This window comes from Streptomyces sp. NPDC003697 (genome assembly GCF_053587115.1).
In genome coordinates, this window is sequence record NZ_JBSFNN010000011.1 from 54,264 (window position 1) to 73,163 (window position 18,900).

Here is an 18,900-nt window from a genome sequence, read left to right on the forward strand (position 1 = left end):
CACCCTTTCGTGCGCGAGAACCCACCGCACCGCTCCGGTGGGCCCCAGGGCTGCCCGCCGCATCCGGCCGGCCCCGCCGCCTCGTCCCCGCCCCACAAAGGACTGCACCCATGACGGACCTGCACGACAAGCCCACACCGGCGTCCCTGCGGCCGCAGCCGCCGCGGGCAGGCGGTGCCACCCCGGCACCGGGAGGCGACGGCGCCCGGCGGCCGGCGCACCCGTCGCTCGGTGAGCTGTTCTCCGCGTGGGTCACCCGGACCCCGCACGCGCCCGCACTCACCGACGGCCGGCGGACCTGGTCGTACCGGGAGCTGGCGGCACGGGCCGGCCGACTGGCCGCCGACCTGGTGCGGCGCGGAGCCGGGCCCGAGCGGACGGTGGCCCTGGTCCTGCCGCGCTCGATGGAACTGGTCGCGGCGGAGCTGGCCGTGACCCTGGCGGGCGCCGCCTTCCTGCCCGTCGACCCCGCCTACCCGGCCGAGCGGCGGGAGCTGATGCTGACCGACGCCGCTCCGGCCGTGGTCCTCGACGACCTGGCGCGGGTGCGCCACGCCATGGAGGAAGCCCCCGGTGCCGACACCGGCCCGGCCCGGCGCACCGGGGCGGACGGCGGCCACCCGGAGGCACACCCCGACCACACGGCCTACGTCATCTACACCTCGGGCTCCACCGGGACACCCAAGGGCGTGGCGGTCACCCACCGGGGCATCGGCGCCTTCGCCGCGGCCGCCGCCGGCCAGTACGCCGTGGGCCCCGGCGACCGCGTCCTGCAGTTCTCCTCACCCAGCTTCGACGCCTCCGTACTGGAGCTGTGCACCTCCGTCCTGGCCGGCGCGACCCTGGTGGTGCCGCCGGACGGGCCGTGGCTGGGCGACGAGCTCGCCTGCGTCCTGGACGAGCACCGCATCACCCACGCCCTCATCCCGCCCGCAGCCCTGGCCACCCTGCCCGACAGCGCACCGACGGGCGGCGCACGCGGCCTGCGCACGCTGATCGTGGGCGCCGAGGCCTGCCCGGCGGGACTCGTCGACCGCTGGGCCCCCGGCCGCCGCATGATCAACTCCTACGGTCCGACCGAGGCCACCATCGTCGCCACCTGGACCGGGCCGCTATCCGCGGGCAGCGGCACACCCACCATCGGCAGCGCGCTGCCCGGGACGCGGGTGCACGTGCTGGACGCGGCCATGCGGCCCGTGCCGCCGGGCGCGGACGGTGAGCTGTTCGTCGGCGGCGAAGGGGTGGCCCGCGGCTACCTGGGACGTCCGGGCCTGACCGCCGCGCGTTTTGTCGCCGACCCCTTCGGCCCGCCCGGAGCCCGGCTCTACCGCACCGGCGACCGGGTGCGGTGGACCACCGGCGGGGAGCTGGAGTTCCTCGGTCGGCTCGACCGCCAGGTCAAGATCCGCGGCTTCCGCATCGAACCGGGGGAGGTCGAGGCGGCCCTGCTGCGCCAGGAGGGCGTCCACGAGGCCGTCGTCGTGGTCCGCGAGGACGAGCCGGGCCGGAAGAGACTCGTCGGCTACGTCACGCCCACCGACCCGAAGCGGGTCCCGGAGGCGTCCATTCTGCGCACGGCGGTCGCCGCGGTGCTGCCGGCCCACCTGGTCCCCTCCGCCGTCGTCGTCCTGCACGAACTGCCCCTCACCCCGCAGCACAAGGTCGACCGGCGGGCCCTGCCCGCGCCGGCCGCCTCCGCCGCGGCCGGCCACGTCCCCGCGCGCACGCCTCAGGAGCGGGCCCTGGCCGGCGTGTGGGCGGACGTCCTGGGCGTCGGCACGGTCGGCGTCACCGACGACTTCTTCGACCTCGGCGGGGACTCGATCCTGGCCGCCCGGGCCCTGGCCCGCATCCGGGACGAGCTCGGCGTCCGGCTGACGATGCGGGAGGTCTTCACCGCGCGCACCGTCGGCGCGCTGGCCCCGCTGCTCGGCGACCCGTCCGCCGCCGCGCCGCCCGACCCGATCCCGCCGGCCCCGCGCGACGGGCTCCTGCCGCTGTCCAGCGCGCAGCGGCGGCTGTGGTTCCTGGACGATCTCTCCGCCGGCGGCACCGAGTACAACACCGGCGTCGTCCTCGGGCTGCGCGGGCCGCTCGACCCGGACGCACTGCGCCGGGCCCTGCGGCGGCTCGCCGCCCGCCACGACGCGCTGCGCACCACGTTCACCACGGTGGACGGGCAGGGCGTCCAGCGGGTCGGCGCCGAACCCGACCTGCCGCTGCGCATCGCCGACCTCGCCGACACGCCCGCCGAACAGCGCGCCGACGCCGCCGAGCGCCTGGTGACGGACGAGCTGAGACGTCCCTACGACCTCACGGCGGGACCCCTCACCCGCGCCCTGCTCATCCGCCGTCAGCCCGAGGACCACGTCCTGCTGCTGGCGCAGCATCACATCGTCACCGACGGCTGGTCGGTGGGCGTACTGACCCGCGAGCTGGCCGCGCTCTACCACGCCGAGGTCTCCGGCGAGCCCGACGGCCTGCCCGGTGCGGGCGTCCAGTACCCCGACTTCGCGGTGTGGGAGCAGCGGCGGCTCAGCGCGGGCGGCGACGAGGAGGACCTCGCCTACTGGAAGCGGCACCTGGCCGGGCTGCCGCAGCTCGAACTGCCCACCGACCGGCCCCGGCCGGCGGTGCGCACCACCGCCGGCGCGGCCCACCGCCACCACCTCCCGGCGGGCCTCGTCAACCGGCTGCGGAACCTCGCCGGCGACCGGGGCACGACCGTGTTCACGCTGCTCGCCGGAGCGGCCGCCGTGCTCTTCTCCCGCTACTCCGGGCAGCGGGACGTGGCCTTCGGGACCATCACCAACGGACGGGGCCGCCGCGACCTGGAGGACGCGACGGGCTTCTTCGCCAACACCGTGGTGCTGCGCGGCGAGGTGGACGAAGCGCTGACCGTCCACCGGTTCGTCGACAGCATGCGCGCGACCGTGCTGGACGCCTTCGCCCACGACGGGGTCCCCTTCGACCGGGTGGTGGAGGAACTGGCCCCGCCCCGCGACCCCAGCCGGACCCCGCTGGTGCAGGCCCTCGTCGTGCAGCAGGCCACCGCGCCCGTCCTGCCCCCGGCGGGCGGACTGCGCATCGAGGAACGCCCGCTGCCCCGCCCCGCCGCGCGCTTCGACCTCGTCCTGGAGTTCGCGCCGCGGGCGGAGGGCGGCTGCGAGCTGACGGTCGAGTACAACACCGACCTCTTCGAAGCGCGCACCGCCGCCCGGATGGCACGCCACCTGCACCGCCTGCTCCAGGGCATGGCGGACGGGCCGGACCGGGCACTGGGCGAGCTGCCCCTCCTCTCCGAGGACGAGCAGCGCACGCTGCTCGACGCCTGGAACCCGCCGGCGTCCGGGACGGCCGACGCCCCGGCCCCGTGCGTCACGCTGCCGGAGCTGTTCGAGGCACAGGCGGCCCGCACCCCCGACCGCACCGCGGTCCTCTGCGGACCGGTGCGGCTGGACTACGCGGAGGTGAACCGGCGCGCCAACCGCCTCGCGCGGCTGCTCGCGGCCCGCGGCGCGGGACCGGAGACGCTGGTGGCGCTGTGCCTGCCGCGCTCCGCCGACCTGCTGCCCCTGCTGTGGGCGGTCCTGAAGTCGGGTGCGGGCTACCTGCCGGTCGACCCCGGCTACCCGGCCGAACGCATCCGCTTCATGCTCGCCGACGCCGCCCCCACCCTGGTTCTGGCGACCCGTGAGACCGCGGCCGCCCTGCCGGAGGGCTGCGAGCCGCTGATGGTCGACGACCTGGCCGCCGTCGGCACCGACCCCTGCGCCACCGCGGGGGAGGGCCCGGCCGACGCGCCCGGCGGCGGCGACGCCGCCTCCGCCGACCCGACCGACACCGCCACCGACGCCGCCGACCTGACCGACGCCGACCGGGTGCGCCCCCTGGACCCCGACCACCCCGCCTACGTCATCTACACGTCGGGGTCGACCGGCCGGCCCAAGGGCGTGGTGATCACGCACCGCAGTGTGGCCGCGCTGTCCGCCTGGGCGGCGGAGCGGTTCGGCCCCCGGGGGCTGGCGCACGTGGTGGCCTCCACCTCCCTCAACTTCGACGTGTCGGTGTTCGAGATGCTGTGCCCCCTGCTGGCGGGCGGCAGCGTCGAGGTGGTCGCCGACCTGCCGGCCCTCGCCGACGCGCCGGGCCCCCGCCGGGCCGGCCTGGTCAGCGGCGTGCCGTCGGTGGTATCCCGCCTGGTCAACGGGGGCGCCACCGCCGTCGAGGCGGACACCGTCGTGCTGGCCGGCGAGGCGCTGTCCGCCCAGACCGTGCGCGACCTCCGGACGGCGATGCCCTCCTGCGGCGTCGCCAACATCTACGGCCCCACCGAGGCCACCGTCTACGCCACCGCCTGGTTCGCCGGGGACACGGTCCCGGAACAGGCCCCGCCCATCGGCAGGCCGGTGGCCCGCACCCGCGCCTACGTACTGGACCGCATGCTGCGCCCGCAACCGCCCGGCGTGACGGGCGAGCTGTACCTCGGGGGCGGCGGCCTGGCACGCGGGTACCTGCGGCGCCCCGGCCTGACCGCCGGCCGGTTCGTCGCCGACCCCTTCGGCGCACCGGGGGAGCGCATGTACCGCACCGGTGACCTGGTGCGGTGGACGGCCGACGGCGAGCTGGAGTACCTCGGCCGCATCGACCAGCAGGTCAAGGTCCGCGGCTTCCGCATCGAACTGGGCGAGGTCGAGGACGCGCTGCGCCGTTGCCAGGGCGTCGCGGAGGCGGCCGCCACCGCCTTCGACGCCGACGGCCACCGCCGCCTGGTCGGTTACGTCGTGCCCCTCCCCGGCGGCCGGGTGGAACCGGAGGCGGTGCGCCGCGAGCTGGGGCGCACGCTGCCCGACTACATGGTCCCCGCCACGGTCGTGACCCTGGCCGCCCTGCCGCTCAACCCCAACGGCAAGCTGGACCGCGGCCGCCTGCCCGAGCCGGGGCCCGCCGTGCGCGCCGTGCGCCACGTCGCGCCCCGCACGCCCACCGAGCGCACCCTGGCCGCCGTCTGGGCCGACGTCCTGCATCTCGAGCGGGTCGGGACCGACGACAACTTCTTCGAGCTGGGCGGCGACTCCATCCTCAGCATCCAGGTGGTGGCGCAGGCGCGGCAGGCGGGTCTGGCGATCACCTCACGCGACGTCTACCGGTACCAGACGGTCGCCGCCCTCGCCCGGTGCGCCGACGCCGCCGGGAGCCTGCGCGCGGCCGCCCCGGCCGCGGTGGCGGCCACCGGTCCGGCGCCGCTGACGCCCATTCAGCACTGGCTGTTCGAGAGCGCAGCGCTCCGCGCCGGCCACTTCGCCCAGACGATGTCCGTGTACGTGCCCGAGTCCGTGGACGCGGCGGCCCTGGAGGACGCGCTGAACGACGTCGTGGTCCACCACGACGCCCTGCGCTCGCGCTTCCTCGACGAGGGCGGTGGCGACGGCGGCCCCCAGGTGCGGTGGCACATCGAGGAGCGGGCGCCCCGGATCCGGCTGGCCCGCCACCGCGGCCCCGACACCGACGCCCCCCACCGGGGCCCCTTCGACCTGCGAAGCGGGCCCCTGCTGCGGGCGGCCCTGCACGACCGCGGGCCCGGCCGGCTCCCGGTGCTGCATCTGGCCGTGCACCACCTCGTGGTCGACGGTGTCTCCTGGCGGCTGCTGCTGGAGGACCTCGACCGCGCCTACCGCGCCCGGAGCGAGGGCGCCGACGGCGCGTCCGCGCTCCCGGAGAAGTCCTCCGCGCTCCGCCACTGGGCCGAGCGGCTGACCCGGTTCGCCGCCGACGGCGGCTTCGACGACGAGCGGGCGTACTGGGCGGAGGCGGTCACCGGTGCCGCGGCCGCCCTGCCCGCCGACGGAACGGGCGCCGGCACCTACGCCTCGGCCCGCTCCGTGACCGTTCGCCTGAGCCCGCAGGACACCTCCGTACTGCTGCGCACCCTCCCCGAGACCTACCGCACCCAGGTCAACGACGTGCTGCTGAGCGCCCTCGGCCGGGTCCTGTGCGCGTGGAGCGGACAGGACCGCGTACTGGTCGACGTCGAGGGGCACGGACGCGAGGAGCTGTTCGCCGACGTCGACACCAGCCGCACCGTCGGCTGGTTCACCACCCGCCACCCCGTGGCGCTCGCCGTTCCCGCGGAGGCGGACTGGGACGCCGTCCTGAAGCGGGTGAAGGAGCAGCTGCGGGCCGTGCCCCGCCACGGGATCGGCCACGACGTGCTGCACCGCCTGGCACCACGGGAGACGGCACCGGAGACCCCCGGCGCGCAGATCAGCTTCAACTACCTGGGACGGATGACGCTGCAGGACGGGCCGGACGGCCTGTACCGCGGCCTGTCCCGGCCGCTGGAGCTGGACGCCGACCCGGCGGCGACGCGTCCGCACGCCCTCGAGGTGGTGGGGCTGCTGGACGGCGAGTCGCTGGAGTTCACCTGGTTCTACTCGGAGCAGGTGCACCATGAGGCCACCGTCGCCGGCCTCGCCGAGCGGTTCGCCGGCGCGCTGGCGGGCCTCGCGCGCCACGCCGCCCGGCCGGGCGCGGGCGGACGCACCCCGTCCGACTTCCCGCTCGCCCGGCTCGACCAGGCGGCCGTGGACCGGATCGTCGGGGACGACCCCGCGGCTGTGGAGGACGTGCACGCGCTCACCCCGGCCCAGGCCGGCATGCTCTTCCACGGTCTGTCCCAGGACGACCGGAGCGTCTACTTCCAGCAGTTGACCTTCGTCCTGGACGGCGTGCCGGACCCGGAGGCACTCGCGGCGGCCTGGCAGTGGGTGACGGACCGCACCCCGGTGCTGCGCGGCCGCGTCGTGTGGCAGGACGTGCCGGAGCCGGTGCTGGTCGTGCAGCGCCATGCGGCCGTGCCGGTCACCCGCCTGGACTGGCGCGACCTGCCCGATGACGCGCGCGAGAGCCGGCTGCGCGACCTCCTGGACCGGGACCGCGAGCAGGGCCTCGACCTGACGCGTGCCCCGCTGCAGCGCCTGGTGCTCGCCCGGCTCTCCGACGACCGCGTCCGGGTGGTGTGGTCCTTCCACCACCTGCTCCTGGACGGCTGGAGCCTGTTCCAGGTGCTGTCGGACGTCTTCGCCTGCCACGCGCTGCCGTCCGACGGCGCCCAGGCCGAGCGTTCCCTGTCCGCCCTGCCGGAACGCCGTCCGTTCCGCGACTACGTCGCCTGGCTGCGCGAGCGCGACACGGCGGGGGCCGAACGGCACTGGCGCGACCGCCTCACCGGACTGACCGAGACCACCCCGCTGCCCTACGACCACGAGCCGCGCGAGAGCCACCGTGCCGAGTCCACGCAGGCGGTCCGCGTCACGCTCTCCGCGGCCGCCACCCGGGCACTGGAGGAGCTGGCCAGGACGTCGGGCCTGACCCTCAACACCCTGGTGCAGGGCGCCTGGGCGGTGCTGATGGCCCGTCAGGCCGGGCGCGACGAGGTGGTCTTCGGGACCACCGTGTCCGGACGGCCGCCCGAGCTGCCCGGGGCGGACGCCATGACCGGGCTGTTCATCACCACCCTGCCCAGCCGGGTCACCGTGCCCCGCGACGGCACCCTGCTCGACTGGCTGCGCCGGCTCCAGCAGGACCAGAGCGAGGACCGGCGCTTCGACCACCTGCCGCTGACGCGGATGAAGACGTTCACCGGGCTGCCCGAGCAGGCCGGCCTCTTCGACAGCATCGTCGTCTTCGAGAACTACCCCGTCGACGACGACCTCGCCGCCGCGCACGGGCTGCGGCTGAGCGGCCTCGACGGCATCGAGACCACCAACTACCCGCTGAGCCTGGTGGCCTACCCCGGCCCCGAACTGACCCTGCGCCTGGGCTACGACCCGGAACTGTTCGGCGCCGGGACCGCCGCCCGCATGGCCGAGCACCTCACCGTCCTGCTGGAGGGCATGACCGCCGGCGCCCACCGGCCGCCCGCCACGCTGCCGCTGCTCACGGCGGCCGGCCGCCACCAGGTGGTCCACGCGTGGAACGACACGGCCACCTCCCTGCCCGAGGCCACCGTGGCGGACCTCTTTGCCGAGCGGGTACGGGACACCCCTGACGCGGTCGCCGTGGAAGCCGGCGGCGAACGCCTCACCTACCGGGAGCTCGACGCCCGCGCCGCCGCCCTGGCCGGCCGGCTGACCGGGCTCGGCGTCCGGGCGGAACGCCCGGTGGGCGTGCTGATGGACCGGGCCGTGGCGCTGGTCGTCGCCCAGGTCGCGCTGGCCCGTACCGGCGGGGTGTACGTACCTCTGGACGGCAGGGCGCCGCGCGAACGGCTGCGCCGGATGCTCGCCGAGGTCTGCGCGGACCTGCTGCTCACCGACGCCGCGTGGGAGGACACGGCGCGAGAGCTGCTGCCCGGCCCGGGCGTCCTGCGACTGGACGCCACCGGGGCCGCGGTCCACACCGGCCCGGCCGCGGCGCAGCCCGCGTCCGCGGCCCCGGACGCCCCCGCGGTGCACCCCGACAACGTCCAGTACGTGATGTTCACCTCCGGCTCCACCGGCACGCCCAAGGGTGTCGCCGTGCGGCAGCGGGACGTCGTCGCGCTCGCCCTCGATCGCGCCTTCGCGGACCACGAACGGGTCCTCGTGCACTCCCCGCACGCCTTCGACGCCGCCACCTACGAGGTGTGGGTGCCGCTGCTGCGCGGCGGCACGGCCGTGCTCGCGCCGCCGGAGGAGCTCGACGCGGCCGTGGTCCGCCGGGCCGTCACCGACGGGGGCGTGCGCTGCCTGTGGCTGACCGCGGGCCTGTTCCGGCTGCTCGCCCAGGAGGACCCCACGTGCCTGCGCGGCGCCCGCGAGGTGTGGACCGGCGGCGAGGCCGTGCCCGGCGCGGTGGTGCGGCGCGTCCTGGACGCCTGCCCCGGCCTGACCGTCGTCGACGGCTACGGACCGACCGAGACCACCACCTTCGCCACCCGGCGCGTCTTCCGTTCCGGCGACCCGCTGCCGGCGGTCCTGCCCATCGGGCGTCCCCTGGACAACACACGCGTGTACGTGCTGGACGCCGGACTGCAGCCCCAGCCGCCCGGCGTCCCCGGGGAGCTGTACATCGCCGGAGCGGGACTGGCCCGCGGCTACGCCGGCCGGCCGGGCGCCACCGCCGCCCGCTATCTCGCCGACCCGTTCGGCCCGCCCGGCGGCCGCATGTACCGCACCGGCGACATCGTCAAGTGGAGCTCGGACGGCGAACTGCACTTCGTGGGACGCGCCGACGACCAGGTCAAGATCCGCGGATTCCGCATCGAGCCCGCCGAGATCGAGGCCCGGCTCACCGCCCACCCCGCGGTCGCCGAGGCCGTCGTGTCGGTGTACGAGCACGCCGGCCGCAAGCGGCTGGCCGCCCACCTCGTGCCGGCCGGTGACGCCGTGGTCCCCTCCGGCACCGCCCTGCGCACGCACCTGGCGGCCGACCTGCCCGACTACATGCTCCCGGCCGCCTTCGTGAACGTCCCCGAACTCCCGTTGACCGCCAACGGCAAGGTGGACCGGCGCCGGCTGCCGGCCCCCGACTGGTCCGGGGCGGGCGACAGCGCCTACCGCGCGCCGCGCACCGGGACCGAGCGCGTCCTCGCCGGCATCTGGGCGGACCTGCTCGGCGTCGAGAGGGTCGGCGTCGACGACAACTTCTTCATGCTGGGCGGCGACTCGATCCTCAGCATCCAGGTGGTCTCCCGCGCCCGCGCCGAGGGCCTCGCGCTGACACCCCGCGACCTGTTCCGGCACCCCACCGTCGCCGCTCTGGCCGCGTCCACGGGCACCGCCGTGTCCGTCGCCGGCACCGGGCCGGTGAGCGGTGCGGTGCCCCTGACCCCCATCCAGCACTGGTTCCTCGACGCCCGGCCGCCGCAGCCGGACCTGTTCGACCAGTGCGTCGTCGTGGAGACGGCCGACCGGCCCGACCCGGACGCCTTGCGCCGCGCCCTGTCGGCGCTGTGGGCGCACCACGACGCGCTGCGGTCCCGCTTCGTCACCGGCGACGACGGGCGGTGGCAGCAGTCCTGCGCCGCCGCCGAGGCGGGTGAGCCGTCGGAGCTGCTGGAGGTCTGCGACCTGACCGGCCTGGACCCGTCGGCGGCCGAGGAGACCGAGAGCCGCGTGACGGCGGCGGCGCATGCCGCCCTCCGGCTCCGCACCGGCCCGCTGCTCACCGCCCGCCTCTTCGTCACCGAGGGCGCCCCGCGAGCCCGGCTGCTGCTGGCCGTCCACCACCTGGTGGTCGACGGTGTCTCCTGGCGCATCCTGCTGGAGGACCTGGAGACCGCCTACCGGCAGGCCCGCGACGGCCGGCCGGTCCGCCTGCCGGCCCGCACGACGTCCGTGCAGGAGTGGGCGCGGCGGCTGCACGCCCACACCGAGCAGGGCGGCTTCGCCGGTGAACGCGACCACTGGGCCGCGGTGGCCCGGCACTGCGCGGCACCGCTGCCGGTGGACGGCGACGGCGGCAACACCATCGCCGACACCCGCGCGGTGACGGTCCGCCTGGACCGGCAGCGCACGGACGACCTGCTGCGCGAGGTACCCGGCGTCTACCGCACGCGCATCGACGACGTGCTGCTGACCGCCCTGGGCCGCGTGCTCGCACAGTGGACCGGACGGCGCACCGTCGCCGTCGCACTGGAGGGCCACGGCCGCGAGGACCAGATGTTCGACGACGTGGACCTGTCCCGTACGGTCGGCTGGTTCACCACCCTCTTCCCGGTCGCCCTCGACGTGCCCGAAGGCGACTGGGGCACGGCGCTGAAGGCCGTCAAGGAGCAGATACGGGCCGTGCCCGGCCGGGGCGTCGGACACGGCGCCCTGCGCCACCTCGCGCGCGACCCACGGCTCACCGGCCCGTCGACGCCCGGCATCAGCTTCAACTACCTGGGCCGGTTCGACTGGTCCGCCGGGGAGGCGGCGCTCGTCCGCGCCGTGCCCGGCGGCCTCGACGGCGCGGACGCCCCCGACTCGCGGCGCCCGCACCTGCTGGACGTGGTGGCCCGCGTCGAGGACGGGTGTCTGGAGATCACCTGGCACTACAGCCGCGAACGGCACCGCGAGCAGACCGTCACCGGGCTCGCCGAGGGCATGGTGCGGGCGCTGGAGGAGATCGTCGCCCACTGCGCCCGCCCGGACGCCGGCGGACGGACACCGTCGGACTTCCCGCTGGCCCGCCTGGACCAGGCGGCCGTGGACCGGGTCGCCGGCGACGGGCGCGCGGTCGCGGACGTGTACCCGCTCACGCCGATGCAGGCCGGCATGCTCTTCCACAGCCTGATGGACCCCGACGGCCGCACCTACGTCAACCAGGTGCAGCTGGTGCTGTCGGGCGTCACCGACCCGCACGTCCTCGCCGAGGCCTGGCAGCGCACCGCCGACGAGAACCCGATGCTGCGCACCCGGCTGGTGTGGCAGGAGACCGCCGAGCCCCTCCAGGTGGTTCAGCGGCGGGCCACCGTCCCCGTCGCCCACCACGACTGGGCCGGCCGGCCGGCCGACCGCTGCGAACGGGAGCTGGCCGAACTGCTCGCCGAGGACCGGCAGGCCGGCGTCGACCTGGCTGCCGCGCCGCTGATGCGCCTGACCCTGATCCGTCTCTCGCCCGACCGGGTGCGGATGGTATGGACCTTCCACCACGTGCTGCTGGACGGGTGGAGCGCCGCCCAGGTCTTCGACGAGGTGTGCGAACGGTACGCGGCCCTCACCGCCGGACGCCGCCCGCAGGTCCCGGCCCGGGCGCCGTTCGGCGACTACCTGCGCTGGCTCGCCGAGCAGGACACCGCGGGCGCGGAGCGGTACTGGCGCCGGACCCTGGCCGGGTTCCGCGCCCCCACCGACCTCCCGCGGGACCGGCGGCCCGCCGAGGCGCACCGGACGTCGTCGTCGGGCACCGTGCGCGTGACGCTCGACGCCGGCGTGTCGGCCGGGCTGCGCGAGACCGCCCAGCAGGCGGGCCTGACCGTCAACACGCTGCTCCAGGGTGCCTGGGCGCTGCTGCTGTCCCGCTACGGCGGCGGGGACGACGTGGTGTTCGGCACCACCGTGTCCGGCCGCCCCGCCGAACTGCCCGGTGTCACCTCCATGGTCGGGCTGTTCATCAACACCCTGCCCACCCGGGCGCGGATCGACGGACGGCGCCCCCTGCTGGAGTGGCTCGGCGAACTCCAGGCGGCGCAGTCGGAGGCCCGCCGGCACGACTTCGTCTCCCTGGCCGAGCTGCAGACCTGGAGCGAGGTGCCGGGCGGGACCAACCTGTTCGACAGCATCGTCGTCTTCGAGAACTACCCCTTCGACGAGGGCGCGCTGTCCCGGCACGGCCTGGGCGTCGAGCAGGAACGCGACCTGGAGCCGACCAACTACCCGCTCAGCGTCGTCGTCGCCCCCGGGGACACCCTGTCGGTGTCCCTCGACTACGACCCCGCCGCCTTCGACACGGCCACGGTGGAGGGCCTCGGCGCGGGCCTGCGGACCCTGCTGACGGAGATGGCCACCGACCCGGACCGGCCGCTGGCCGACCTGCCCCTGATGGATCCGGCCGAGGGCCGCCGCCTCCTGGACCGCTTCGGCGGCCCGGTGACACGGGCGCCGCACCGCACCCTGCCCGCGATCTTCCAGGAGCAGGCGGCACGCACCCCCGCCGCCCCGGCCGTACTGGCCGGCTCCGAGCGCCTCACCTACCGCCGGCTCGACGAACGCGCCAACCGGCTGGCCCGGCTGCTGATCGCGGCCGGCGCCGGTCCCGAGCGGTTCGTCGCCCTGGCGCTGCCCCGCACCGCCGACCTGGTCGTGGCCCTGCTGGCGGTCCTCAAGAGCGGCGCCGCCTACCTGCCGGTGGACCCCGGATACCCGCCGGAGCGCATCGCCTTCCTCCTCGACGACGTCCGGCCCGACGCGGTGGTGACGACCGCGCAGATCTCCGCCGGCCTGCCGGACGGCCCGTTCGAGCGGATCGTGCTCGACGACCCCGAGTACGCCGGCCGGCTGGCCGCGATGCCCGCCGCCGGCCTCGACGACGGCGAGCGGCACGCACCCCTGCTGCCCGGCCACCCGGCCTACGTCATCCACACCTCCGGCTCCACGGGCCGGCCCAAGGGAGTCGTGGTCACCCACGCCTCGGTGGCCGCGCTGACCGACTGGGCCGCCGCGGAGTTCACCGGCCGCGGCCTCGCCCACGTCGTGGCCTCCACCTCGCTCAACTTCGACGTGTCGGTGTTCGAGATCCTCTCCCCCCTGCTGTCCGGCGGGTGCGTCGAGGTGGTGCGCGACCTGCTGGCGCTGGCCGAACGCCCCGGGCCGTGGCGCGCCGGACTGCTCAGCGCCGTCCCCTCCGCGCTGGGCCGGCTGCTGGCCGAGGACACCGTCCACGTGACCGCCGACACCGTCGTCCTGGCCGGTGAGGGGCTGCCCGCCCGCACCGTCCGCCAGGTGCGGGCCGCGGTCCCCGGCTGCCGGGTGATGAACATCTACGGCCCGACCGAGGCCACCGTCTACGCCACCGCCTTCGCCTGCGACCCGGCCGACCCCGACCGCGTGCCGCCGATCGGCAGGCCCGTCGGCGGCGCCCGCGCCTATGTCCTGGACGACCGGCTGCGCCCGGTGCCCGCCGGCGTGCCCGGCGAGCTGTACCTCGCCGGCACCGGCGTGGCCCGCGGCTACCTGGGCCGCCCGGGCCTGACCGCCGCCCGCTTCCTCGCCGACCCGTTCGGCCCGGCCGGCACCCGCATGTACCGCACCGGCGACCTGGTGCGCTGGACCGCCGAGGGCGACCTCGTGTACCTCGGCCGCACCGACGACCAGGTGAAGGTGCGCGGCTTCCGCATCGAACTGGGGGAGGTGGAGGCCGCCCTCGCCCGGCACCCGCAGGTGTCGGCCGCCGCGGCCAGGGTCGTCGAACACGACGGCCACCGGCGGCTCGTCGGCTACGCCGTCCCCCGCGACGGGGACCAGCCCGACCCGGCCCGGCTGCGCGCCTTCCTCGCGGGCACCCTGCCCGACCACCTGGTCCCCGCGGTCGTGGTCCCGCTGCAACGGCTGCCGCTCGGCGCCACCGGCAAGCTGGACCGGCGGGCGCTGCCCGAACCCGTGTGGGCCGCCCCCACCACCGGCGGCGGCGCCCGCCCGCCCCGCACCGGCACGGAGCGGACACTGGCCGCGATCTGGTCGGAGGTCCTCGGCGTGCCCGAGGTGGGCGCGCAGGACAACTACTTCGAGCTCGGCGGCGACTCCATCCTCGGCATCCAGATCGTCTCCGCCGCCCGCAGGGCGGGCCTGGCCCTGACCCCGCGCCACCTGTTCACCCACCAGACCGTCGCCGACCTGGCCGCCGCGGCCGAGGCCCTGCCCGCCCCGATGACGGCCGCAGAACAGGGCCCCGTCGTCGGGGAGGTCCCCCTCACGCCCGTCCAGCACTGGCTGTTCGACACGCTCACCGGCGACCCGGCGCGCTTCACCCAGGCGGTCTCCTTCCACCTGGCCGCCGGCACCGACGAGGCCCTGCTGCGCGCGGCCCTGGCCGCCGTGTGGGAGCACCACGACGCGCTGCGGACACGGTGCGAGCCGGCCGGTGACGGCCGGTGGCGCCCGTACGGCACCCCGCCCGGCACCGCCCCGTACCTGGAGGTGCACCACCTGCCCGACGGCACCCCGGACCAGACCGAAGAGGCGCTGGGCGCCCTGACCGACGCCCTGTGCGCCGGCTTCGACCTGGCCTCGGGCCCGCTGCTCAAAGCCGCGCTGTGCCGTCCGGGCGGCGACCGGCGCCCGGTGCTCGTGCTGGCCGCCCACCACCTGGTCGTCGACGCGGTGTCCTGGCGGATCCTGCTGGAGGACCTGGACACCGCCTACCGGGCCCTGGCGGAGGGGAGCGACCCCGGCCTCGGGCCGAAGACCACCTCCTTCCGGGCCTGGGCGCAGCGGCTCGCCGCGCACGCCGCCGCGGGCGGCTTCGACGACGAACTCGCCCACTGGCGCGCCGCGGCGACGGCCACCGCCGTGCCCACCGACCACACCGGCGCCAACACCGCCGCCTGCGAGGAGACGCTGACCGTCGGCCTGGACGCGGAGGAGACCCGCCGGCTGCTGAAGGAGGTGCCCGACGTCTACCGCACCCGCGTCAACGACGTCCTGCTGTGCGCGCTGGGCCGGGTCCTGGCGAGCTGGACGGGACAGGACCGGGTGACGATCGCGCTGGAGGGCCACGGCCGCGAGGAGCTGTTCGACGACACCGACCTCGCCCGAACCGTCGGCTGGTTCACCACCATGTACCCCGTCACGCTCGACGTCCCCCGCGACGCCGACACGGCGACGGCGCTGAAGTCGGTCAAGGAGGGCCTGCGCGCCGTGCCACGCGGCGGACTGGGCTACGGCGCCCTGCGCCACCTGCACCCCACCGCCGGCAAGGACCTGCCCGGCCTGCCGCAGATCGGCTTCAACTACCTCGGGCAGCAGGACTGGAACGCCTCCCGGGGCGGCCTGCTGCACGCCCCGTACGGGGGGCTCACCGGCGGCATGGACCGCACGGCACAGCGGCCGCACCTCATCGACGTGCTCGGCCGGGTGACCGACAAGCGCCTGGAGTTCACCTGGTCGTACTCCCGCGAGGTGCACCGGCGCGACACCGTCGCCCGGCTCGCGGCCGAACTGGCCGCCGAACTGCGCGCGATCGTCCGCCACTGCGCCGAACCCGGCGCCGGCGGCCGCACCCCGTCGGACTTCCCGCTGGCCGCGCTCGACCAGGCCGCGGTCGACCGGCTCGTCGGCACCGGACGGGACGTGGTGGACGTCTATCCGCTCACGCCCACCCAGACCGGCATGGTGGTCCACGGCATGGACGAACCCGGCGAGGGCCTGTACGTCGAGCAGATCACCTTCGTCGCGGACGGGGTGCGCGACGTGCGCGCGCTGGCGGCCGCCTGGCAGTACGTGGTCGACAGCACCCCCGTCCTGCGCACCTCCGTCGCGCTGCACGGGGTGCCCCAGCCCCTGCAGGTGGTGCACCGGAGCGTCACCCTGCCCGTCACCGAGCACGACTGGAGCGGCCTGGCACCGGGGGAGCGCGCCGCACGCCTGGAGGAACTCCTCGCCGGGGAACGGGCCCGCGGTATCGCCCTGGACCGCGCCCCGATGCTGCGTCTCGCCCTGGTCCGGCTCGGCCCGGACGAGGTCCGGGTGGTGTGGACCTTCCACCACGTGCTGCTGGACGGGTGGAGCGTCTTCCACGTCCTGTCGGACGTCACCGCCGCCCACGACGCCCTCGCCCGCGGCGGCGAGCCGCGGCTGCCGGAGCGCCGGCCGTTCGGGGACTACGCCGCCTGGCTCGCCGGCCGCGACACCGGCCGGGCCGGCGAGCACTGGCGCGAGGCGCTGGCGGACCTCACCGCGCCCACGGCGCTGCCGTACGACCGCAGGCCCGCCCAGGGCGCCACGGCCCGCTCCGGGACCTGGCTGTCGCAGCGCCTGGACGCCGCGGCGACGGCCCGGCTCCAGCAGTTCGCCCGGCGCCACCGGCTCACCCTGAACACGCTGGTGCAGGGTGCGTGGGCGCTGCTGCTGTCGCGCTGGAGCGGCGAACGGGAGGTGTGCTTCGGCACCACCGTCTCCGGGCGGCCCGCCGACCTGCCCGGCGCCGACACCGTCACCGGCCTGTTCATCACCACCCTGCCCGCACGGGTCGGCGTCGACGGCGGCGCGCGTTGCGACGCCTGGCTGCGCGGGATGCAGCAGGCGCGGGCCGAGGACCGCCGCTTCGACCACGTACCCCTGACGGACCTGCACGCCCTCAGCGGACTGCCCGCCGGGACGGCGCTGTTCGACAGCCTCGTCGTCTTCGAGAACTATCCCGTCGGCGACACGACGGCCGACGCGCACGGCCTGCGCATCCGCGACCTCGACGCACGGGAGGCCACCAACTACCCCCTCACCGTGGTGATCTCGCCCGGCGACGAGCTGTGCGTCGAACTCGGCTACGACCCGCGGTACTTCGACCGGGCCACCGCCGGCTCCCTGGCCGGCCAGCTGCTGCACACCCTGCACGCCCTGGCCGGCGCCGGCGACTCCACCCGCCTGGACCAGCTGGACGTGCTGCCGCCCGAGGAGCGGGCACGGCTGCTGCGGGGACCGGTACGCCCGGAGCTCGCGCCCGCGGCCCCCCGCACCCTGCCCGCCCTGGTCGAGGCCGCCGTGGACCGCGACCCGGCCGCGCCGGCGCTGGACGCGCCGGGGCTGCTGCTGACCTTCGCCGAGGTGGAGGCGCGGGCGAACCGCATGGCCCACCGGCTCATCGCCCGCGGCGCCGGCCCCGGCGACCTCGTCGCCCTGGTCCTGCCGCGCTCGGCCGACATGGTCGTCGCCCAGCTCGCGGTCGCCAAGGCGGGAGCCGCCTTCCTCCCGGTCGACCCCGCCTACCCCGAGGAGCGCGTCGCGCTGATGCTGCGGGACGCGGCGCCCGCCCTGACCCTGGACGCGGCCGAGGTCGCCGGCCTGCTCGCCGTACCGCCGGACGGCGTCCCCGGGCACCGCCCCACCGACGGCGACCGCACCCGCCCGCTGCAGCTCGACGACCCCGCCTACGTCATCTTCACCTCCGGCTCCACCGGCACCCCCAAGGGCGTGGTCGTGACCCACCGGGGCCTGGCGGACTTCGCCGCGGCCGAGGCCGAGCACTACGAGGTGACCCCCGGCGACCGCGTCCTGGCCTTCGCCACGCCCAGCTTCGACGCCTCCGTGCTGGAGCTGTGCATGTCCCTGCCGCAGGGTGCCCGCCTGGTCGTTCCCGAGCCCGGGCCGCTGCTCGGGGCGGAGCTGGCCGGCGTACTGCGCGACCGGCGCATCACCCACACCCTGCTGCCGCCGGCCGCCCTGGCCACCGTCCCGCCCGGCACCCCCGGCACGCTGCCGGACCTGAAGACGCTGGTCGTCGGCGCCGACGCGTGCGGCGCCGACCTGGTCGCCCGCTGGGCCCCGCACCACCGCATGGTCAACTCCTACGGGCCCACCGAGGCCACCGTGGTGGCCACCTGGTCCGCACCCCTGCGGCCGGACGGCGCCGCGCCGCCCATCGGCCGCCGGCTGCCCGCCACCGGCGCCTACGTCCTGGACACGCGACTGCGGCCGGTGGCCGACGGGGTGCCGGGCGAACTGTGGCTCAGCGGGCCGTCCCTGGCCCGCGGCTACCTCAACCGGCCCGGCCTGACGGCGTCCCGCTTCACGGCCGACCCCTTCGGCCCGCCCGGCAGCCGCATGTACCGCACCGGCGACCTGGTGCGGCGCGACTCCCACGGCGAACTGCACTACCTGGGGCGCACCGACCACCAGCTCAAGCTGCGCGGCCACCGCATCGAGGCGGGCGAGGTCGAGGCGGTCCTCGTCCGCCACCCCGCCGTGCTGGACGCCGTGGTGACCGTGCGGGAGGACGAGCCGGGGCTGCCCCGGCTGGTCGCCCACCTGCTCGCCGCGCCCGGGGCCGAGCCGCCCACCGCCCCCGAGGTGCGGGCGCTGGCCGCCCGCACCCTGCCCGGTCACATGGTGCCCTCGGCGTTCGTGGTGCTCGACCGCTTCCCGCTCACCGAGAACGGCAAGACCGACCGGGCGGCCCTGCCCGCGCCCGCAGCGGCCGACCGGGCGCCGGCCGGGCACGTCGCCCCCCGCACCCCCACCGAGGAGGCCCTGGCGGCCGTGTGGGAGGAGGCCCTGCACACCGCCGTGGGTGTGGAGGACGACTACTTCGACCTCGGCGGCGACTCCCTGCGCGCCCTGCTCATCGCCTCGCGCGCCAACGACGCCTTCGGCGTCACGCTCACCCCCCGCGACGTCCTTGTCTCCCGCACCGTGGCCGCCCTGGCGGACCTGGTGGAGGAGCAGGTGCTGAGCGAACTCGAAGACGCCGCACGCGGCGACAGCGACCACGACGAACGGTGAGGAC

Annotated in this window: 1 protein-coding gene; it reads left to right on the top strand. The window is 76.3% G+C overall.

The window, feature by feature from the left end; all coding sequences use genetic code 11:
• The first annotated feature begins 110 nt into the window (after positions 1 to 110).
• Positions 111 to 18,896 (top strand): non-ribosomal peptide synthase/polyketide synthase, encoded by an 18,786-nt coding sequence (locus ACWDNY_RS07065; protein ID WP_451644692.1) that lies wholly within the window; start codon positions 111 to 113, stop codon positions 18,894 to 18,896.
• The last annotated feature ends 4 nt before the right edge of the window (positions 18,897 to 18,900 follow it).